Source organism: Bacillus sp. (in: firmicutes), assembly GCA_017656295.1.
Classification (GTDB): domain Bacteria; phylum Bacillota; class Bacilli; order Bacillales; family JACDOC01; genus JACDOC01.
This window is the reverse complement of the sequence record JACDOC010000017.1, coordinates 20,337-35,458: the sequence shown is the minus strand read 5'-3', so window position 1 is coordinate 35,458 and position 15,122 is coordinate 20,337. Positions and strand designations below refer to the sequence as shown.

Below are 15,122 nucleotides of genomic sequence, written 5' to 3'. Positions count from 1 at the left end.
ATTCGAATGGATCGTCAACAAGCTGAACAACGTGTACGGGAACTACACGAATTATTAAACCAGTACAATTATGAATATTATGTGTTAGACCGACCTTCTGTTCCGGATGCAGAATACGATCGTCTGTTACAAGAACTGATCGACATCGAAAAGCAGTATCCAGAATTAAAAACGCCGGACTCTCCGTCCCAGCGAGTAGGAGGGGAACCATTAGACGCGTTTAAAAAAGTGGAGCATAAAATCCCGATGCTAAGCCTCGGTAATGCGTTTAACGAAGCAGATTTACGCGATTTTGATCGACGCGTTCGGCAAGCGGTCGGCAACGTTCGCTATGTTTGTGAATTAAAAATCGACGGACTTGCCGTTTCACTTCGCTATGAAAACGGGGTGTTCGTTCAAGGAGCGACACGAGGTGACGGAACGACAGGGGAGGATATTACGGAAAACTTAAAAACGATTAAGTCCATTCCTCTTCGCCTCAAACGTGATGTTACCATTGAAGTCCGCGGTGAAGCTTTTATGCCGAAACATTCGTTTGAAGTATTAAACGAACAAAAGCGGGCGAAAGGGGAAGAGCCGTTTGCGAATCCGAGAAACGCGGCGGCTGGTTCATTACGACAGCTCGATCCGAAAATCGCGGCTTCTCGTAACTTAGATATCTTCCTTTACTCAATAGCTGATGTCGGGGATACTGGAGTCACCTCCCATAGCGAAGGATTGGACTTATTAGAAGAACTCGGCTTTAAAACGAATAAAGAGCGGAAAGTGTGCGCGAATATTGATGAAGTACTTGAGTATGTGGATAGCTGGTTAGAAAAGCGACCTCACTTACCGTATGACATTGATGGCATTGTTATTAAAGTTGACTCTTTAGAGCAGCAGCAACAGCTCGGTACAACGGCGAAAAGTCCGCGTTGGGCTATTGCGTACAAATTCCCTGCCGAAGAAGTGGTGACGCAACTTTTAGACATTGAACTTAGCGTCGGTCGGACAGGGGTCATTACTCCAACCGCGATTTTAGCGCCCGTTCGCGTAGCTGGTACTACCGTACAACGAGCTTCGCTACACAACGAAGATTTAATTCGCGAAAAAGATATTAAAATCGGCGACCATGTCGTGGTCAAAAAAGCAGGCGATATTATCCCGGAAGTCGTTAATGTGTTAACGGAAAAACGGACAGGAAACGAACAAGAATTTCACATGCCCACACATTGTCCGGAGTGTGACAGCGAGCTGGTTCGTTTAGACGGGGAAGTCGCGCTGCGGTGTATAAATCCAAAATGTCCGGCCCAAATTCGGGAAGGCCTCATCCATTTCGTTTCACGGAATGCGATGAATATCGACGGCCTTGGTGAAAAAGTCATTGCGCTTCTTTTTAAAGAACAGCTTATTCACGATGTGGCGGACCTTTACTACTTGAAAAAAGAACAGCTGCTCGGGCTTGAACGAATGGGAGAAAAATCGGCGACCAATTTAATCAACGCCATTGAAGCATCCAAAAACAATTCACTGGAGCGGCTCTTGTTTGGTCTTGGTATTCGTCACGTTGGAGCTAAAGCGGCAAAAACGTTAGCGCAACACTTTGAAACAATGGACCGTCTCATGAATACGACATTTGAAGAATTAACAGCTATCCATGAAATTGGGGAGAAAATGGCGGATTCAATTGTGACGTACTTTGCCCAACCAGAAGCAAAACAATTGATCGAAAAGCTCCAGTCCGCTGGGGTCAACATGACGTACACCGGACCAAAACCGGTGCAAGCAGGTGAAGTGGAATCCGTATTTGCTGGAAAAACCGTCGTATTAACAGGAAAGCTCGAACAGTTAACAAGAAACGAAGCCAAAGAAAAAATTGAGGCATTAGGTGGAAAAGTAGCCAGCAGTGTGAGCAAAAAAACCGACTTTGTCATCGCTGGTGCCGATGCCGGTTCGAAATTGAAAAAAGCACAAGAACTCGGCATTGAAGTTTGGGATGAGGAGAAGCTGCTCGAAGAACTTAACCGATAAGAGGTGCAGGTACACATGAAGCGTTTCATTTACGGTGCACTAGTCTCCCTTCTTCTTTTAGGAGGCTGTGCTCCTAAGTTTGAAAAGCAAGACGAAGTGATTCAGGAAGAAGATAAAACAAAAGAAACAGCGATAATCCCGAATTACAATATTTCTAATCAATATTATCGGACGATTTTACCATTTAAACCGAGTCAATCTCGTGGGGTCGTTGTTGGAAACTTAAATACTCGTTACGATATAGCCGAGTTTGAAACAGGGCTAATGAGAATTGCGCAAAATGTATTCTCGACGGAAGATTACTTTTTCCAAGAGGGACAATATTTAGACCGTTCAACTATCAACGCCTGGTTAAATCGAAAATATACAGAGCAGGAACTAAAAGCGAAAAAAATAGATCCAGAAAAAAATCTTGGGTTAAACCCTCCGAATGACGGAAAAGGGACCATTGCTGAGCAGAATGAAAAAAATCCAATCTATTTAGCTCATATATTAGAGCATAATTATTTAATCAAAAGCGATGAAGATACCGTCAAGTTAGGTGGAGTGGTTATTGGTCTTGCGTTAAACTCGGTCCATTATTATCAAGAAATTCAATATGGACCAACGTTTACCGTCGACATTCCCCATGAAAAAGTAGTCGAACAAGGAAAGAAAATAGCAGACGAAGTCCTCAAACGCCTTCGTCAAATGGACGGTTTATCTAATATTCCAATTGTGATTGCTTTATACGAACAAAAAGGAAAAAATTCCGTCGTACCTGGTAACTTTTTTGCCTATACGTACGTATCGAATAACAGTTCGAAGATTGATAAGTGGGAAGAAGTTAACGAAAAATATTATTTATTCCCATCTTCAGAAGCAGAAAAAGAGAAAAGAGAAGACTATACGATTTTTGTGAATTTTAAAGATGACGTAGAAGAATACTTCCCGAATTACAACGGAGTCGTTGGTCGTGGTTTTTATGTCAATGACCAACTTCAAGATTTAAAAATTGAAATTCCGATTCAGTTTTACGGAAAAGGCGAAACCATTGGCTTTACGCAATACGTCACCGGCCTCGTGATGGACCATTTTCCGCCATATTTGAATGTTGAAGTCAATGTAACGTCTGTTACAGGGCCTGAAGCCTTAATAGTCCGCAAACCAAACGAAAATGAACCGTTTGTACACATATACGATTAAAAGATGGCTGCATAATGCGGTCATCTTTTTTTGAGAAGGCTCTGTTATATGTCATTGTTGATTTTTAGCAAGTTATTCACACGGCGGCGACTCCAGCGGGGACAAGAAGCCAGGCAAGACCCTTACTTGAGCGTAGCGAGGGAAGCGGCTTGCGGCTTGCCCGCCAGAAAGCGTCAGCCACAAGCATAATGTATAAATATCAACATGAGTGTTTAACAGACACCCATGCCAATAATAATTGGCACATCGATAAATGAAATAACAGCAAAAGTTATCCACAGTTATTTCAGGGTAGAGCCTTGCTGATAAAGAAAAAGTGTTGGTTTTCAGGTATCATTAGCATACGGGTTTGGTACATAGGATATTGGAATTGGCGCATTTAGAAGATGAAAAAGGCTTATAAGACATCTAGATTGGCACATAGGACACAAAAGCGGACCGATAGGCACATCTCTTCGCAACATCAAAGGAAAAACCGGTACTGACTCCCCGGAAGTCAGTACCGGATTTTTGCTATAAAAATGCCAATCTTTCGAAAATTGATGAACAAAAACAATCCATGATAGAATGAAAAATGTATTGAAAACGTTTACTGAATAGGAGGGAATGGGATGATCCCGTACAAACACGAACCGTTTACGGACTTTTCGAAAGAAGAGAATAAGCGAGCGTTCCAGGAAGGATTAAAGCTTGTTGAAAGTTATTTAGGTCAAGATTATCCGCTAGTCATCGGTGGCGAGCGCGTGACAACAGAAGACAAAATCGTTTCGATCAACCCAGCGAACAAAGAAGAAGTGATCGGTCGCGTTTCTAAAGCGAACAAAGAACTCGCGGAAAAAGCGATGAACGTGGCGTACGAAACGTTCCAAACATGGAAAAAAGTAAAACCAGAAGTGCGTGCAGATATTTTATTTAAAGCGGCTGCGCTCGTTCGTCGTCGCAAGCATGAGTTTTCTGCTTTACTTGTAAAAGAAGCAGGTAAGCCATGGAAAGAAGCCGATGCCGATACAGCGGAAGCGATTGACTTCATGGAGTATTACGGTCGTCAAATGTTGAAATTAAAAGACGGAATTCCAGTGGAAAGCCGTCCGGGTGAATTTAACCGATTTAATTACATTCCATTAGGTGTCGGTGTGGTCATTTCCCCATGGAACTTCCCGTTTGCGATCATGGCCGGTACCACAGTGGCATCCCTTGTGACAGGTAACACTGTGCTATTAAAACCAGCAAGTGCCACTCCGGTTGTCGCTTATAAATTTGTCGAAGTATTAGAAGAAGCAGGTCTTCCTGCAGGTGTTCTAAACTTCATCCCAGGTAGCGGGGCCGAAGTCGGGGACTACTTAGTGGATCATCCGAAAACTCGTTTCATCAGTTTCACCGGTTCTCGTGATGTTGGTATTCGCATTTACGAGCGTGCAGCGAAAGTGAACCCAGGCCAAATTTGGTTAAAACGCGTTATTGCGGAAATGGGCGGAAAAGACACAATCGTTGTCGACAAAGACGCGGATCTAGAATTAGCAGCTCAATCCATCGTAGCGTCAGCGTTTGGCTTCTCTGGACAAAAATGTTCCGCATGCTCTCGTGCGGTCATCGTCGAAGACGTGTACGATCAAGTATTAAACCGCGTCGTCGAATTAACAAAAGAACTAAAAGTCGGAAACCCAGCAGAACAAAGCACATTCATGGGTCCAGTCATCGACCAAAGCGCCTTCAACAAAATCATGAACTACATTGAAATTGGAAAACAAGAAGGCAAACTCATGACAGGTGGCGAAGGGGACGACTCAAAAGGTTACTTTATCCAGCCAACGGTCTTTGCGGATGTGGATCCTGAGGCGCGCATCATGCAAGAAGAAATTTTCGGACCAGTCGTGGCCTTTACAAAAGCGAAAGACTTCGATCATGCGATTGACATTGCGAACAACACCGAATACGGCTTAACAGGAGCAGTAATCTCCAACAACCGTGCAAACATCGAAAAAGCACGTGAAGACTTCCATGTCGGAAACCTTTACTTCAACCGCGGTTGTACAGGTGCCATCGTTGGTTACCAACCGTTCGGTGGCTTCAATATGTCCGGTACAGACTCCAAAGCCGGTGGCCCAGACTACTTAATCTTACACATGCAAGCGAAGACAACTTCGGAAATGCTTTAATCAAGGTTTGATAGGGACAGTCTTTGTACGAGGGCTGTCCCTTTTGTGTAAAACACATTCCTATCGAATACTAAGCACTTTCCAACTCCTTAGCGAACAAGTTTCCTCAATACGTGCGACCTATATGAAACTTTTACAAACAATTTCTCTACCTAGAGGTTAAGTATAAGATAAACAATTTATATTCGATTCAATAATTTTATTATAAAAATATTGTAAAATTAAAAAGTTACAAAAAATTTTTTCGAAAATGCTAACAAAATATTTTTATTCATTCCGATTTCGATTATAATATAAGAGTAATTGAATAATTATATATTATTTTACTAGTATACAATGAATAAAATTAGTTTTGAAATTCTATAATATCGATGTTGTAAACCCTTTCAATCGAAAGGTTGAATATACAAATTTTATGCAAAATATTGGAACTCCATACAAGGGTTTACAAAATATTCATGGGGGTGGGAAGATGTTATCAGCATCTACGTTATTTTGGGTGTTTGGCCCAATGCTAGGCATTATTTTGCTTAGTGTCGTGACGTACTTCACGGAAAGGAGCGAACAATAGGGTATGATGTCAACAGCAACGCTTGTCACATTTATTGTTTATTTAGCCGCTATGTTGGCCATCGGTTTATGGTTTTATCGAATGACTTCGAACTTATCTGATTATATTCTTGGTGGACGTAGTCTCGGCCCTGGAGTTGCCGCGTTAAGCGCTGGGGCATCAGATATGAGTGGTTGGTTGCTGTTAGGACTGCCTGGGGCAGCGTATGCAGCTGGATTAAATTCGATTTGGATCTGTATCGGTCTTTCCCTTGGTGCCTATCTAAACTGGCAGTTTGTAGCGAAGCGTCTTCGTACGTATACGGAAGTAGCGAAAAACTCACTAACGATTCCTGATTATCTCGAAAACCGTTTCCGTGATGATTCAAAATTAATACGAATTATTTCTGCCTTTGTTATTTTATTATTCTTTACGTTCTATACCTCTTCCGGAATGGTTGCGGGAGGAAAATTATTCGAAAACTCGTTTGGTCTTGATTACACAGCCGCTCTTTGGATTGGTGCAATCGTCATTATTTCTTATACATTTTTAGGTGGGTTTCTAGCGGTAAGCTGGACCGACTTTTTCCAAGGATTATTAATGTTTGCGGCTCTCCTCATTGTTCCGATAGCTGCCATTGTGGAGCTTGGTGGATTTGGAGTTGTAGTGGAAAAAGTAGCTTCCGTGAATCCAGAAGCGTTAGACGTTTTTGCAGGTATGACAGCAATGGGAATTATTTCGTCCATGGCTTGGGGATTAGGTTACTTTGGTCAACCGCACATTATTACTCGCTTTATGGCACTAAAGTCTAAAAAAGATGTGCCAACGGCTCGATTAATCGGTATGGTGTGGATGATTTTCGGTTTATTAGGAGCTGTATTTACTGGTTTTGCCGGTATCGCCTATTTTGCTGACAAGCCATTAGCAGACGCAGAAACCGTCTTTATGGACTTTACTCAAGTGCTATTTCAACCATGGGTAGCTGGTATTTTACTAGCCGCGATTTTATCAGCAATTATGAGTACGATTGACTCACAGTTACTCGTATCTTCTAGTGCGATTGCTGAAGACTTTTATAAAGCGATTTTCCGAAAAAATGCATCCGAAAAAGAATTAGTATGGGTTGGACGGATTTCGGTAGTTGTTATTGCGTTAATTGCGATTGTGTTAGCGAGCAACCCAGACAGCTCCGTCCTTGACCTTGTCAGCTATGCTTGGGGTGGATTCGGAGCGGCCTTTGGACCTGTCATTATTTTATCCCTATTCTGGAAGCGGATGAATCGCTGGGGGGCACTAGCAGGATTAGTATCAGGTTCGGCCACCGTTGTGATTTGGAAACAGCTTGAAGGCGGCTTATATGACCTATATGAAATTGTTCCAGGATTCATTGTATGTACACTAGCGATCATTATTTTCAGCTTACTAACAGAAGCACCTTCGGAAGAAATCCAAGAAGAATTTGAAAAAGCAAAAGCATAATGAAATAACGCTTGGATAGTTTTTTAACTGTCCAAGCGTTTTTTTATATTTTAAAATTTGGCTCTACCCTGAAATACCTATGGATAACTTTTGCTGTTATTTCAAATATCATGTGCCAATTTTATATTGGCATGGGTGTCTGTTAAACGATACTGTTGTTATTTATACATTACGCTTGTGGCGGACGCTTTCCGCGGGCAAGTTGCAAGCCGCTTCCCTCGCTACGCTCAAGTAAGGGTCTTGCGGCTTCTTGTTCCCGCTGGGATCGCCACCGTGTGAATAACTTGCTAAAAATCAACAATGACATATAACATAGCCTAAAATTTAAATGGTTAAATGGATGGAAATTCAAAACTGGCTATTCTGTTAGCGTATTCTATTTGCTTCTTATAGAAATACGGCTCTTTCTAGTACCGTCCGTGCAATTACTTACGAGTACAACTGGTATATCAAAGGTGTCTTTTCTCTTAAACTATAGGACACGCAGAATTTGTCGAACGAAAATTCTGAAAAATTATTTCACTTTTTGTTGTTCTGTTATATAATACTAATAAATTTAATAAAGCTGTTTTATAACAAAGGCAAAGGGGTGGAGTTATGAAATTATCGGAAACGGCAGGTATTCATATTGAAGCAGACAATAAAGCAGGTTATGAAAGTATTTTAACAGATGAGGCGCTGCAATTTATCGAACAACTGGAACGTCGATTTGGTCCACAAAGAAAAGAACTGTTACAACGGCGAAAGGAACGACAAGAGGCCATCCATCGAGGAGAGCTTCCACGTTTTTTACCAGAAACAGAGTCGATTCGAAAAAGCGATTGGGTGATTTCACCGTTACCTGAAGATTTAAAAGATCGACGAGTGGAAATTACCGGTCCAGTTGACCGGAAAATGATTATAAATGCTCTTAACTCTGGGGCCAAAGTGTTTATGGCTTGTTTTGAAGATGCGACATCACCAACATGGTCAAACATTATCCAAGGGCAAGTAAACTTACGTGATGCCGTTGAGGGGACGATTTCGTTTACGAACGAGCAAGGGAAAGTGTACAAACTCAATGACAATCCTGCGGTATTAGTCGTTCGTCCGCGCGGCTTACATTTAGAAGAAAAACATATCACCGTTGACAGACAGCCGATATCCGCTAGTTTAGTAGATTTTGGATTGTACTTTTTCCATAATGCCCGCCGGCTTATAGAAAAGGGGTCTGGTCCTTATTTTTACTTACCGAAGCTAGAAAGTCATCTAGAAGCTCGTTGGTGGAACGATGTGTTTTTGTATGCGCAAAAGTACATTGGTCTTCCACGAGGTACGATCAAAGCGACGGTGCTGATTGAAACGATTATGGCGGCTTTTGAAATGGACGAAATCTTGTACGAACTAAAAGAACATTCTGCCGGACTTAACTGTGGTCGCTGGGACTATATTTTTAGTTACTTAAAGAAATTGCGAAATCAACCAGATGTGTTATTACCAGACCGTTCGCAAGTGACGATGACCGTACCGTTTATGCGTGCGTACTCATTACTAACAATTAAAACATGCCATCGTCGGCAAGCACCGGCGATTGGGGGAATGGCCGCCCAAATTCCGGTTAAAGGGGATGAAGAAAAAAATCGCATCGCTTTTGAAAAGGTACGTTTGGATAAAGAGCGGGAAGCACGTGATGGTCACGACGGCACATGGGTCGCCCATCCGGCCTTAGTTCCTGTGGCGATGGATGTATTTAATAAAGAAATGAAAGAGCCTAACCAAATCCGGACGAAACGGCTGGAAGACTTAGAAGTAACAGAGGAAGACTTACTTGAAGTACCTAAGGGCGAAATTACCGAACAAGGCGTTCGTTTAAATATTGATGTTGGAATTCGTTATATTGCCGCTTGGCTTTCTGGAAGAGGGGCCGTACCGATTCACAACTTAATGGAAGATGCGGCAACAGCAGAAATCTCTCGGGCTCAACTATGGCAATGGATTCGCCATCCAAAAGGAACGCTCAATGATGGACGAAAAGTAACGAAAGAACTGTACCAGCAATGGAAAGAAGAAGAACTTGCAAAGATTCGGCAAGAAATTGGCGATGAAGCGTATGAAAAAGGGCGTTTTGAAGAGGCGAGTAAACTGTTTGACGAACTCATTTTAAATGATGATTTTGTCGACTTTTTAACAATACCAGGTTACGAAATTTTATAAAAGATGGGCCTGGTTAATAGAGGTTGGGTGTTCCTTTCACGGGGGTCAGAAGAAAAAAATTGTGATTTCGAGCAAGTAAAGTGCTGCTTTGGTAAATAAACTGATAATTCCTACAATACACTCCTCAGAACTGCATTCAATCTTCACCAATAGATCACTACACCATGAAATACGTATCATAAACCCATTTTTAACTATAAAAATATGAAATTTGAAGGGAGAATGAACAATGAAAGACGAACGTATTCAAAAATTACAAGAACAGTGGGAGATGGAAGAACGGTGGAAAGGAATTACGCGTCCGTATACAGCAGAAGATGTGATCAAATTACGGGGGTCCATTGATATTGAATATACGCTCGCGAAAAGAGGAGCGGAAAAACTGTGGAAGCTGCTTCATGAAGAAGATTACATTAATGCCCTTGGAGCGTTAACAGGAAATCAGGCGGTGCAGCAAGTCAAAGCAGGTCTTAAAGCCATTTATTTAAGCGGATGGCAAGTTGCAGCCGATGCAAACTTAGCTGGGCAAATGTATCCGGACCAAAGCTTGTATCCGGCAAACAGTGTTCCTCACGTTGTGAAGCGTATTAACCAAGCGTTGCAGCGTGCCGATCAAATTCACCATTTAGAAGGGGATAACTCCGTCGATTGGTTCGCGCCAATTGTTGCAGATGCAGAAGCTGGGTTTGGCGGACAATTAAACGTCTTTGAATTAATGAAAGCGATGATCGAAGCAGGAGCGGCCGGTGTTCATTTTGAAGACCAACTATCTTCGGAGAAAAAATGTGGGCATCTCGGAGGAAAAGTGTTGCTTCCGACACAAACAGCGGTGAAAAACTTAATTTCGGCACGTCTCGCTGCGGATGTGATGGGAGTTCCAACCGTATTAATTGCCCGCACGGATGCAAATGCTGCTAGCTTAATTACGAGCGATATTGACCCATACGATGCACCGTTTATTACGGGTGAGCGGACACCAGAAGGCTTTTACCGCACAAAAGCTGGCTTAGACCAAGCGATTGCCCGAGGATTAGCATACGCGCCATATGCCGATTTAATTTGGTGTGAGACATCCGAACCAAATCTCGAAGAAGCGAAAGCGTTCGCTGAAGCGATTCATGAAAAGTTCCCTGGCAAACTGTTAGCCTATAACTGCTCGCCTTCATTTAACTGGAAAAAGAAATTAGACGACGAAACGATTGCTAAATTCCAACAAGAACTCGGAAAGATGGGCTACAAATTCCAATTTGTTACTCTTGCAGGATTCCATGCTCTCAACTACAGCATGTTCGAATTAGCCCGCAAATACAAAGAACAAGGGATGGCTGCCTACTCCGAATTACAGCAAGCCGAATTTGCGAGCGAAAAATACGGTTACACGGCAACGAAGCATCAGCGTGAAGTTGGAACTGGCTATTTTGATGAAGTATCGATGGTCATTTCGGGTGGCACTTCATCGACAACGGCTCTGAAAGGCTCTACCGAAGAAGAGCAATTTGTAGAGGTCTAAGTTCATTAAGATGACAAAAGCCCTTTGATTTTTCAAATCGAAGGGCTTTTTGTATTTGGAATAGAAAACTGTAAACCGGGTGGCGGGAAAGTGCAAGCCAAATGTCCGAAAGTGCAAGCCAGGTGGCGGAAAGTGCAAGCCAAATGTCCGAAAGTGTAAACCAGGTCGTGTAAAGTACAAGCACAATGCTGAAACTGAACCAAGTAACAGAAAGTGCAAAAGCCGACGAAAAAACTGCAAAAGAAACGGTGAAAAGTGCAAAAGCCGATGTAGAAACCGCAAAAGAAACGGTGAAAAGTGCAAAAGCTGATGTAGAAACTGCAAAAAATTCGGTTCCAACTGCAAATAAAAGCTGGGAGAACTCTAAATAAAATATGCTCATTCTCTTGTTCAAGCATGAACGATTCGTTCATCCAATCTATGTACACATGTGATAAAATAAACATGGTTATGGCAATGATGGAAGGGAAGGTTTATTGCCTACAAGCGCGTTGTTTTGATATTATCAATAATATTGTTATTGTTCGAACCAAAATCGGAGGTGAAGCACATGTCCAGAATTTCATTAGACCAAGTAAAACACGTCGCCCATCTTGCGCGCTTAGCAATTACGGAAGAAGAAGCTGCGAAGTTCCAGCAACAGCTAGATGCGATCATTACGTTTGCTGAGCAATTAAATGAATTAGATACAACCAATGTTCCACCAACTTCTCACGTGCTTGATATGAAAAACGTGATGCGTGAAGACGTACCACAACCAGGTTTACCACGTGAAGAAGTATTAAAGAACGCACCAGACCATCAAGATGGCCAAATAAAGGTTCCATCAGTTTTAGAGTAAGGAGGGAAACTGGATGTCTCTTTTCGATTATAAAGTTTCAGAGCTTCATGAACGCTTAGTTAAAAAAGAAATCTCCGTATCTGACTTAGTCGATGAATCATATAAACGCATTCATGAAGTAGAAGATAAAGTAAAGGCGTTTCTTACGTTAGACGAAGAACGCGCACGCGAAAAAGCGAAGCAATTAGATGAAAAATTAGCAACCGACGAGCCTAAAGGTTTGCTGTTCGGTATGCCAATCGGTATTAAAGATAACATCGTGACAAAAGGGTTACGCACCACTTGTGCAAGTAAAATTTTAGAAAACTTTGACCCGATTTACGATGCTACGGTAATGAATAAACTCCATGAAGCCGAAACGATTACAATCGGTAAGTTAAACATGGACGAATTCGCTATGGGTTCCTCCACGGAAAACTCTGGCTTCCATAAAACGCATAACCCTTGGAATTTAGAAACGGTACCAGGTGGTTCTTCCGGAGGATCAGCTGCAGCGGTGGCTGCGGGAGAAGTTCCGTTTGCCCTAGGTTCCGACACAGGTGGTTCCATCCGCCAACCAGCAGCTTTCTGTGGTGTCGTTGGTTTAAAACCTACATACGGACGCGTATCTCGTTTCGGACTTGTCGCTTTTGCTTCTTCTTTAGACCAAATCGGACCAATTACTCGTACTGTTGAAGATAACGCCTACTTACTTCAAGCAATTGCTGGACTCGATCCGAACGATTCCACTTCTGCAAACATTGACGTGCCTGATTACGTCAGTGCATTAACTGGTGATATTAAAGGTTTAAAAATTGCCGTACCAAAAGAATACCTTGGTGAAGGGGTTAGCGAAGAGGCTCGTCAAGCGGTATTAAACGCGTTAAAAGTGTTAGAAGGACTTGGAGCAACTTGGGAAGAGGTATCGCTTCCACATTCGAAATACGGTGTAGCTACATATTACTTATTAGCATCATCGGAAGCGTCTGCGAACTTAGCTCGCTTTGACGGTATTCGATACGGTTACCGAGCAAAAGATGCAGAAAACTTAATCGACCTTTACAAGAAAACTCGTGCAGAAGGATTCGGCGATGAAGTGAAACGTCGGATTATGCTTGGTACGTTTGCATTAAGCTCTGGTTACTATGATGCTTACTATAAAAAAGCGCAGCAAGTACGTACCCTCATTAAAAAAGACTTTGAAGATGTATTTGAAAAATACGATGTCATTATTGGACCAACCACGCCAACACCAGCGTTCAAAATTGGCGAAAAAATCGATGATCCATTAACGATGTACGCGAACGATATATTAACGATCCCAGTGAACTTAGCGGGAGTTCCAGGGATTTCGATTCCATGCGGCTTTGCAAACGGATTACCATTAGGCTTACAAATTATTGGTAAACACTTCGACGAAAGCACGGTATATCGTGTAGCTCATGCGTTTGAGCAAGCGACTGACTACCATAAACAAAAACCAGAGCTGTAAGGGGTGAAAACGAATGAACTTTGAAACGGTCATCGGACTTGAAGTCCACGTCGAGTTAAAAACTGAGTCGAAAATTTTCTCACCTGCTCCAGCCCATTTCGGAGCGGAACCTAACACCAATACAAACGTAATCGACCTTGGTTATCCTGGCGTGTTGCCAGTGTTAAATAAAAAAGCGGTGGAGTACGCGATGAAAGCAGCGATGGCGCTCAACTGTGAAATCGCAACGGATACGAAATTCGACCGTAAAAACTATTTCTATCCAGATAACCCGAAAGCGTACCAAATCTCTCAATACGACCAACCAATTGGTAAAAACGGTTGGATCGAGATCGAAGTGAACGGAAAGAAAAAGAGAATCGGCATTACGCGCCTTCATTTGGAAGAAGATGCGGGTAAATTAACACACTCTGGCGAAGGATATTCTCTTGTTGACTTTAACCGTCAAGGAACACCGCTCATTGAGATCGTCTCCGAACCAGACATCCGTACACCTGAAGAAGCGTACGCGTACTTAGAAAAATTAAAATCGATCATTCAATATACGGGTGTGTCCGATTGTAAGATGGAAGAAGGATCCCTTCGCTGTGACGCGAACATCTCGCTTCGCCCAATCGGTCAAGAAACATTCGGTACAAAAACCGAATTAAAAAACTTAAACTCCTTTAACTTTGTTCGTAAAGGATTAGAATACGAGCAAAAGCGCCAAGAACAAATCTTATTATCCGGTGGCGTCATTCGCCAAGAAACGCGCCGCTTTGACGAAGCAACTGGTAAAACGATTTTAATGCGTGTGAAAGAAGGAAGCGAAGACTATCGCTACTTCCCAGAGCCTGACTTAGTAGCGCTTCACATTGACGACGAATGGAAAGAACGCGTTCGTGCCGAAATTCCAGAACTTCCAGACCAACGTCAAAAACGTTACATCGAAGAGCTTGGCTTACCAGCGTATGACGCGAAAATTTTAACACTGACAAAAGAAATGTCCGATTTCTTTGAAGCGACGGTCGAAAAAGGAGCCGATCCGAAACAAGCATCGAACTGGCTCATGGGTGAAGTATCTGCATACTTAAACGCGGAGCAAAAAGAGCTTCACGAAATCGCCTTAACACCAGAGAACTTAGCAGGACTTATTAAGCTGATTGAAAAAGGAACGATTTCATCTAAAATCGCGAAGAAAGTGTTTAAAGAGCTTGTCGAAAAAGGCGGAGACCCAGAAACAATCGTTAAAGAAAAAGGTCTCGTCCAAATTTCCGACGAAGGCGCTCTTCGCAAAATCGTTCTTGAAGTATTGGATGCGAACCCACAATCGATCGAAGACTTCAAAAACGGAAAAGACCGTGCCCTTGGCTTCCTAGTCGGACAAGTCATGAAAGCCACAAAAGGCCAAGCAAACCCGCCAATGGTAAACAAGCTACTTATTGAGGAAATGAATAAACGATAATCATAAAGAAAGCTGACCCAAAATCAAAGTGTTCAACCTCACAATGCAGTAGAACTGACGTGAGCTCGGACACTTATGGGTCAGCCTTTTTAATAGTAATTTCTATCTGAGCTAATGGATATACTTTTTCCATTCTATCAGCCGACAAATCATTTTATTGTGTTTGGCTTATTAAAAGTGGAACATTCTAAACGTTGAAGACAAGCATCTCTTCAAATTACTGTTTTCTACTATGTTAGAAGTAGTATTTTATGGTAAAGTAGAAACGAAAGTAATTATCAAG

Annotated in this window: 12 protein-coding genes; 11 read left to right on the top strand and 1 reads right to left on the bottom strand. The window is 42.3% G+C overall.

Translation table 11 applies throughout. The annotated features are described in order from the left end of the window. The first annotated feature begins 6 nt into the window (after positions 1–6). From ligA to putP, 5 genes are all read left to right on the top strand, one after another. Entirely contained in the window at positions 7–2,010 is a 2,004-nt protein-coding gene (gene ligA / locus H0Z31_12310) for an NAD-dependent DNA ligase LigA (protein ID MBO8178227.1), read from the top strand. Between the two features lie 15 nt (positions 2,011–2,025). Next, positions 2,026–3,195 (top strand): CamS family sex pheromone protein, encoded by a 1,170-nt coding sequence (locus tag H0Z31_12305; GenBank protein MBO8178226.1) that lies wholly within the window; start codon positions 2,026–2,028, stop codon positions 3,193–3,195. A gap of 48 nt (positions 3,196–3,243) precedes the next feature. After that, positions 3,244–3,384, top strand: a complete 141-nt coding sequence (locus tag H0Z31_12300) for a hypothetical protein (GenBank protein MBO8178225.1) — start codon at positions 3,244–3,246, stop codon at positions 3,382–3,384. A gap of 422 nt (positions 3,385–3,806) precedes the next feature. Further along, a complete protein-coding gene (gene pruA, locus H0Z31_12295; GenBank protein ID MBO8178224.1) occupies positions 3,807–5,351 on the top strand; it encodes an L-glutamate gamma-semialdehyde dehydrogenase in 1,545 nt (514 codons plus the stop codon). A gap of 577 nt (positions 5,352–5,928) precedes the next feature. Then, entirely contained in the window at positions 5,929–7,380 is a 1,452-nt protein-coding gene (gene putP / locus H0Z31_12290; protein ID MBO8178223.1) for a sodium/proline symporter PutP, read from the top strand. Between the two features lie 169 nt (positions 7,381–7,549). Here putP and H0Z31_12285 read toward each other — a convergent pair whose 3' ends face one another. Beyond that, a complete protein-coding gene (locus H0Z31_12285; GenBank protein MBO8178222.1) occupies positions 7,550–7,687 on the bottom strand; it encodes a hypothetical protein in 138 nt (45 codons plus the stop codon). A 290-nt stretch (positions 7,688–7,977) separates the two neighbouring features. Between H0Z31_12285 and aceB the strand changes: the two genes are divergently transcribed. From aceB to gatB, 6 genes are all read left to right on the top strand, one after another. After that, complete coding sequence (aceB, locus tag H0Z31_12280) at positions 7,978–9,573, top strand: malate synthase A (GenBank protein ID MBO8178221.1); 1,596 nt, start codon at positions 7,978–7,980, stop codon at positions 9,571–9,573. Positions 9,574–9,802: 229 nt separating this feature from the next. After that, positions 9,803–11,083 (top strand): isocitrate lyase, encoded by a 1,281-nt coding sequence (gene aceA / locus H0Z31_12275; protein ID MBO8178220.1) that lies wholly within the window; start codon positions 9,803–9,805, stop codon positions 11,081–11,083. Between the two features lie 185 nt (positions 11,084–11,268). Further along, positions 11,269–11,454 (top strand): hypothetical protein, encoded by a 186-nt coding sequence (locus H0Z31_12270; GenBank protein ID MBO8178219.1) that lies wholly within the window; start codon positions 11,269–11,271, stop codon positions 11,452–11,454. 179 nt (positions 11,455–11,633) lie between these two features. After that, positions 11,634–11,924 carry an Asp-tRNA(Asn)/Glu-tRNA(Gln) amidotransferase subunit GatC gene (gene gatC, locus H0Z31_12265; protein ID MBO8178218.1) on the top strand — a complete coding sequence of 97 codons (291 nt, stop codon included), beginning with the start codon at positions 11,634–11,636 and terminating at the stop codon, positions 11,922–11,924. 13 nt (positions 11,925–11,937) lie between these two features. Further along, positions 11,938–13,395 carry an Asp-tRNA(Asn)/Glu-tRNA(Gln) amidotransferase subunit GatA gene (gene gatA, locus H0Z31_12260; protein MBO8178217.1) on the top strand — a complete coding sequence of 486 codons (1,458 nt, stop codon included), beginning with the start codon at positions 11,938–11,940 and terminating at the stop codon, positions 13,393–13,395. Between the two features lie 13 nt (positions 13,396–13,408). Further along, the gene (gene gatB / locus H0Z31_12255) at positions 13,409–14,839 is read left to right on the top strand and encodes an Asp-tRNA(Asn)/Glu-tRNA(Gln) amidotransferase subunit GatB (GenBank protein MBO8178216.1); all 1,431 of its coding nucleotides are present in this window, start codon (positions 13,409–13,411) and stop codon (positions 14,837–14,839) included. The last annotated feature ends 283 nt before the right edge of the window (positions 14,840–15,122 follow it).

Bases quoted from the DNA above. Each gene is read 5' to 3' on its own strand.
- gatB (MBO8178216.1), top strand. From the start codon at position 13,409: ATGAACTTTGAAACGGTCATCGGACTTGAAGTCCACGTCGAGTTAAAA.
- H0Z31_12300 (MBO8178225.1), top strand. From the start codon at position 3,244: ATGTCATTGTTGATTTTTAGCAAGTTATTCACACGGCGGCGACTCCAG.
- gatA (MBO8178217.1), top strand. From the start codon at position 11,938: ATGTCTCTTTTCGATTATAAAGTTTCAGAGCTTCATGAACGCTTAGTT.
- H0Z31_12285 (MBO8178222.1), bottom strand. From the start codon at position 7,687: ATGTCATTGTTGATTTTTAGCAAGTTATTCACACGGTGGCGATCCCAG.
- H0Z31_12270 (MBO8178219.1), top strand. From the start codon at position 11,269: ATGCTGAAACTGAACCAAGTAACAGAAAGTGCAAAAGCCGACGAAAAA.
- putP (MBO8178223.1), top strand. From the start codon at position 5,929: ATGTCAACAGCAACGCTTGTCACATTTATTGTTTATTTAGCCGCTATG.
- pruA (MBO8178224.1), top strand. From the start codon at position 3,807: ATGATCCCGTACAAACACGAACCGTTTACGGACTTTTCGAAAGAAGAG.
- gatC (MBO8178218.1), top strand. From the start codon at position 11,634: ATGTCCAGAATTTCATTAGACCAAGTAAAACACGTCGCCCATCTTGCG.
- aceB (MBO8178221.1), top strand. From the start codon at position 7,978: ATGAAATTATCGGAAACGGCAGGTATTCATATTGAAGCAGACAATAAA.
- ligA (MBO8178227.1), top strand. From the start codon at position 7: ATGGATCGTCAACAAGCTGAACAACGTGTACGGGAACTACACGAATTA.
- H0Z31_12305 (MBO8178226.1), top strand. From the start codon at position 2,026: ATGAAGCGTTTCATTTACGGTGCACTAGTCTCCCTTCTTCTTTTAGGA.
- aceA (MBO8178220.1), top strand. From the start codon at position 9,803: ATGAAAGACGAACGTATTCAAAAATTACAAGAACAGTGGGAGATGGAA.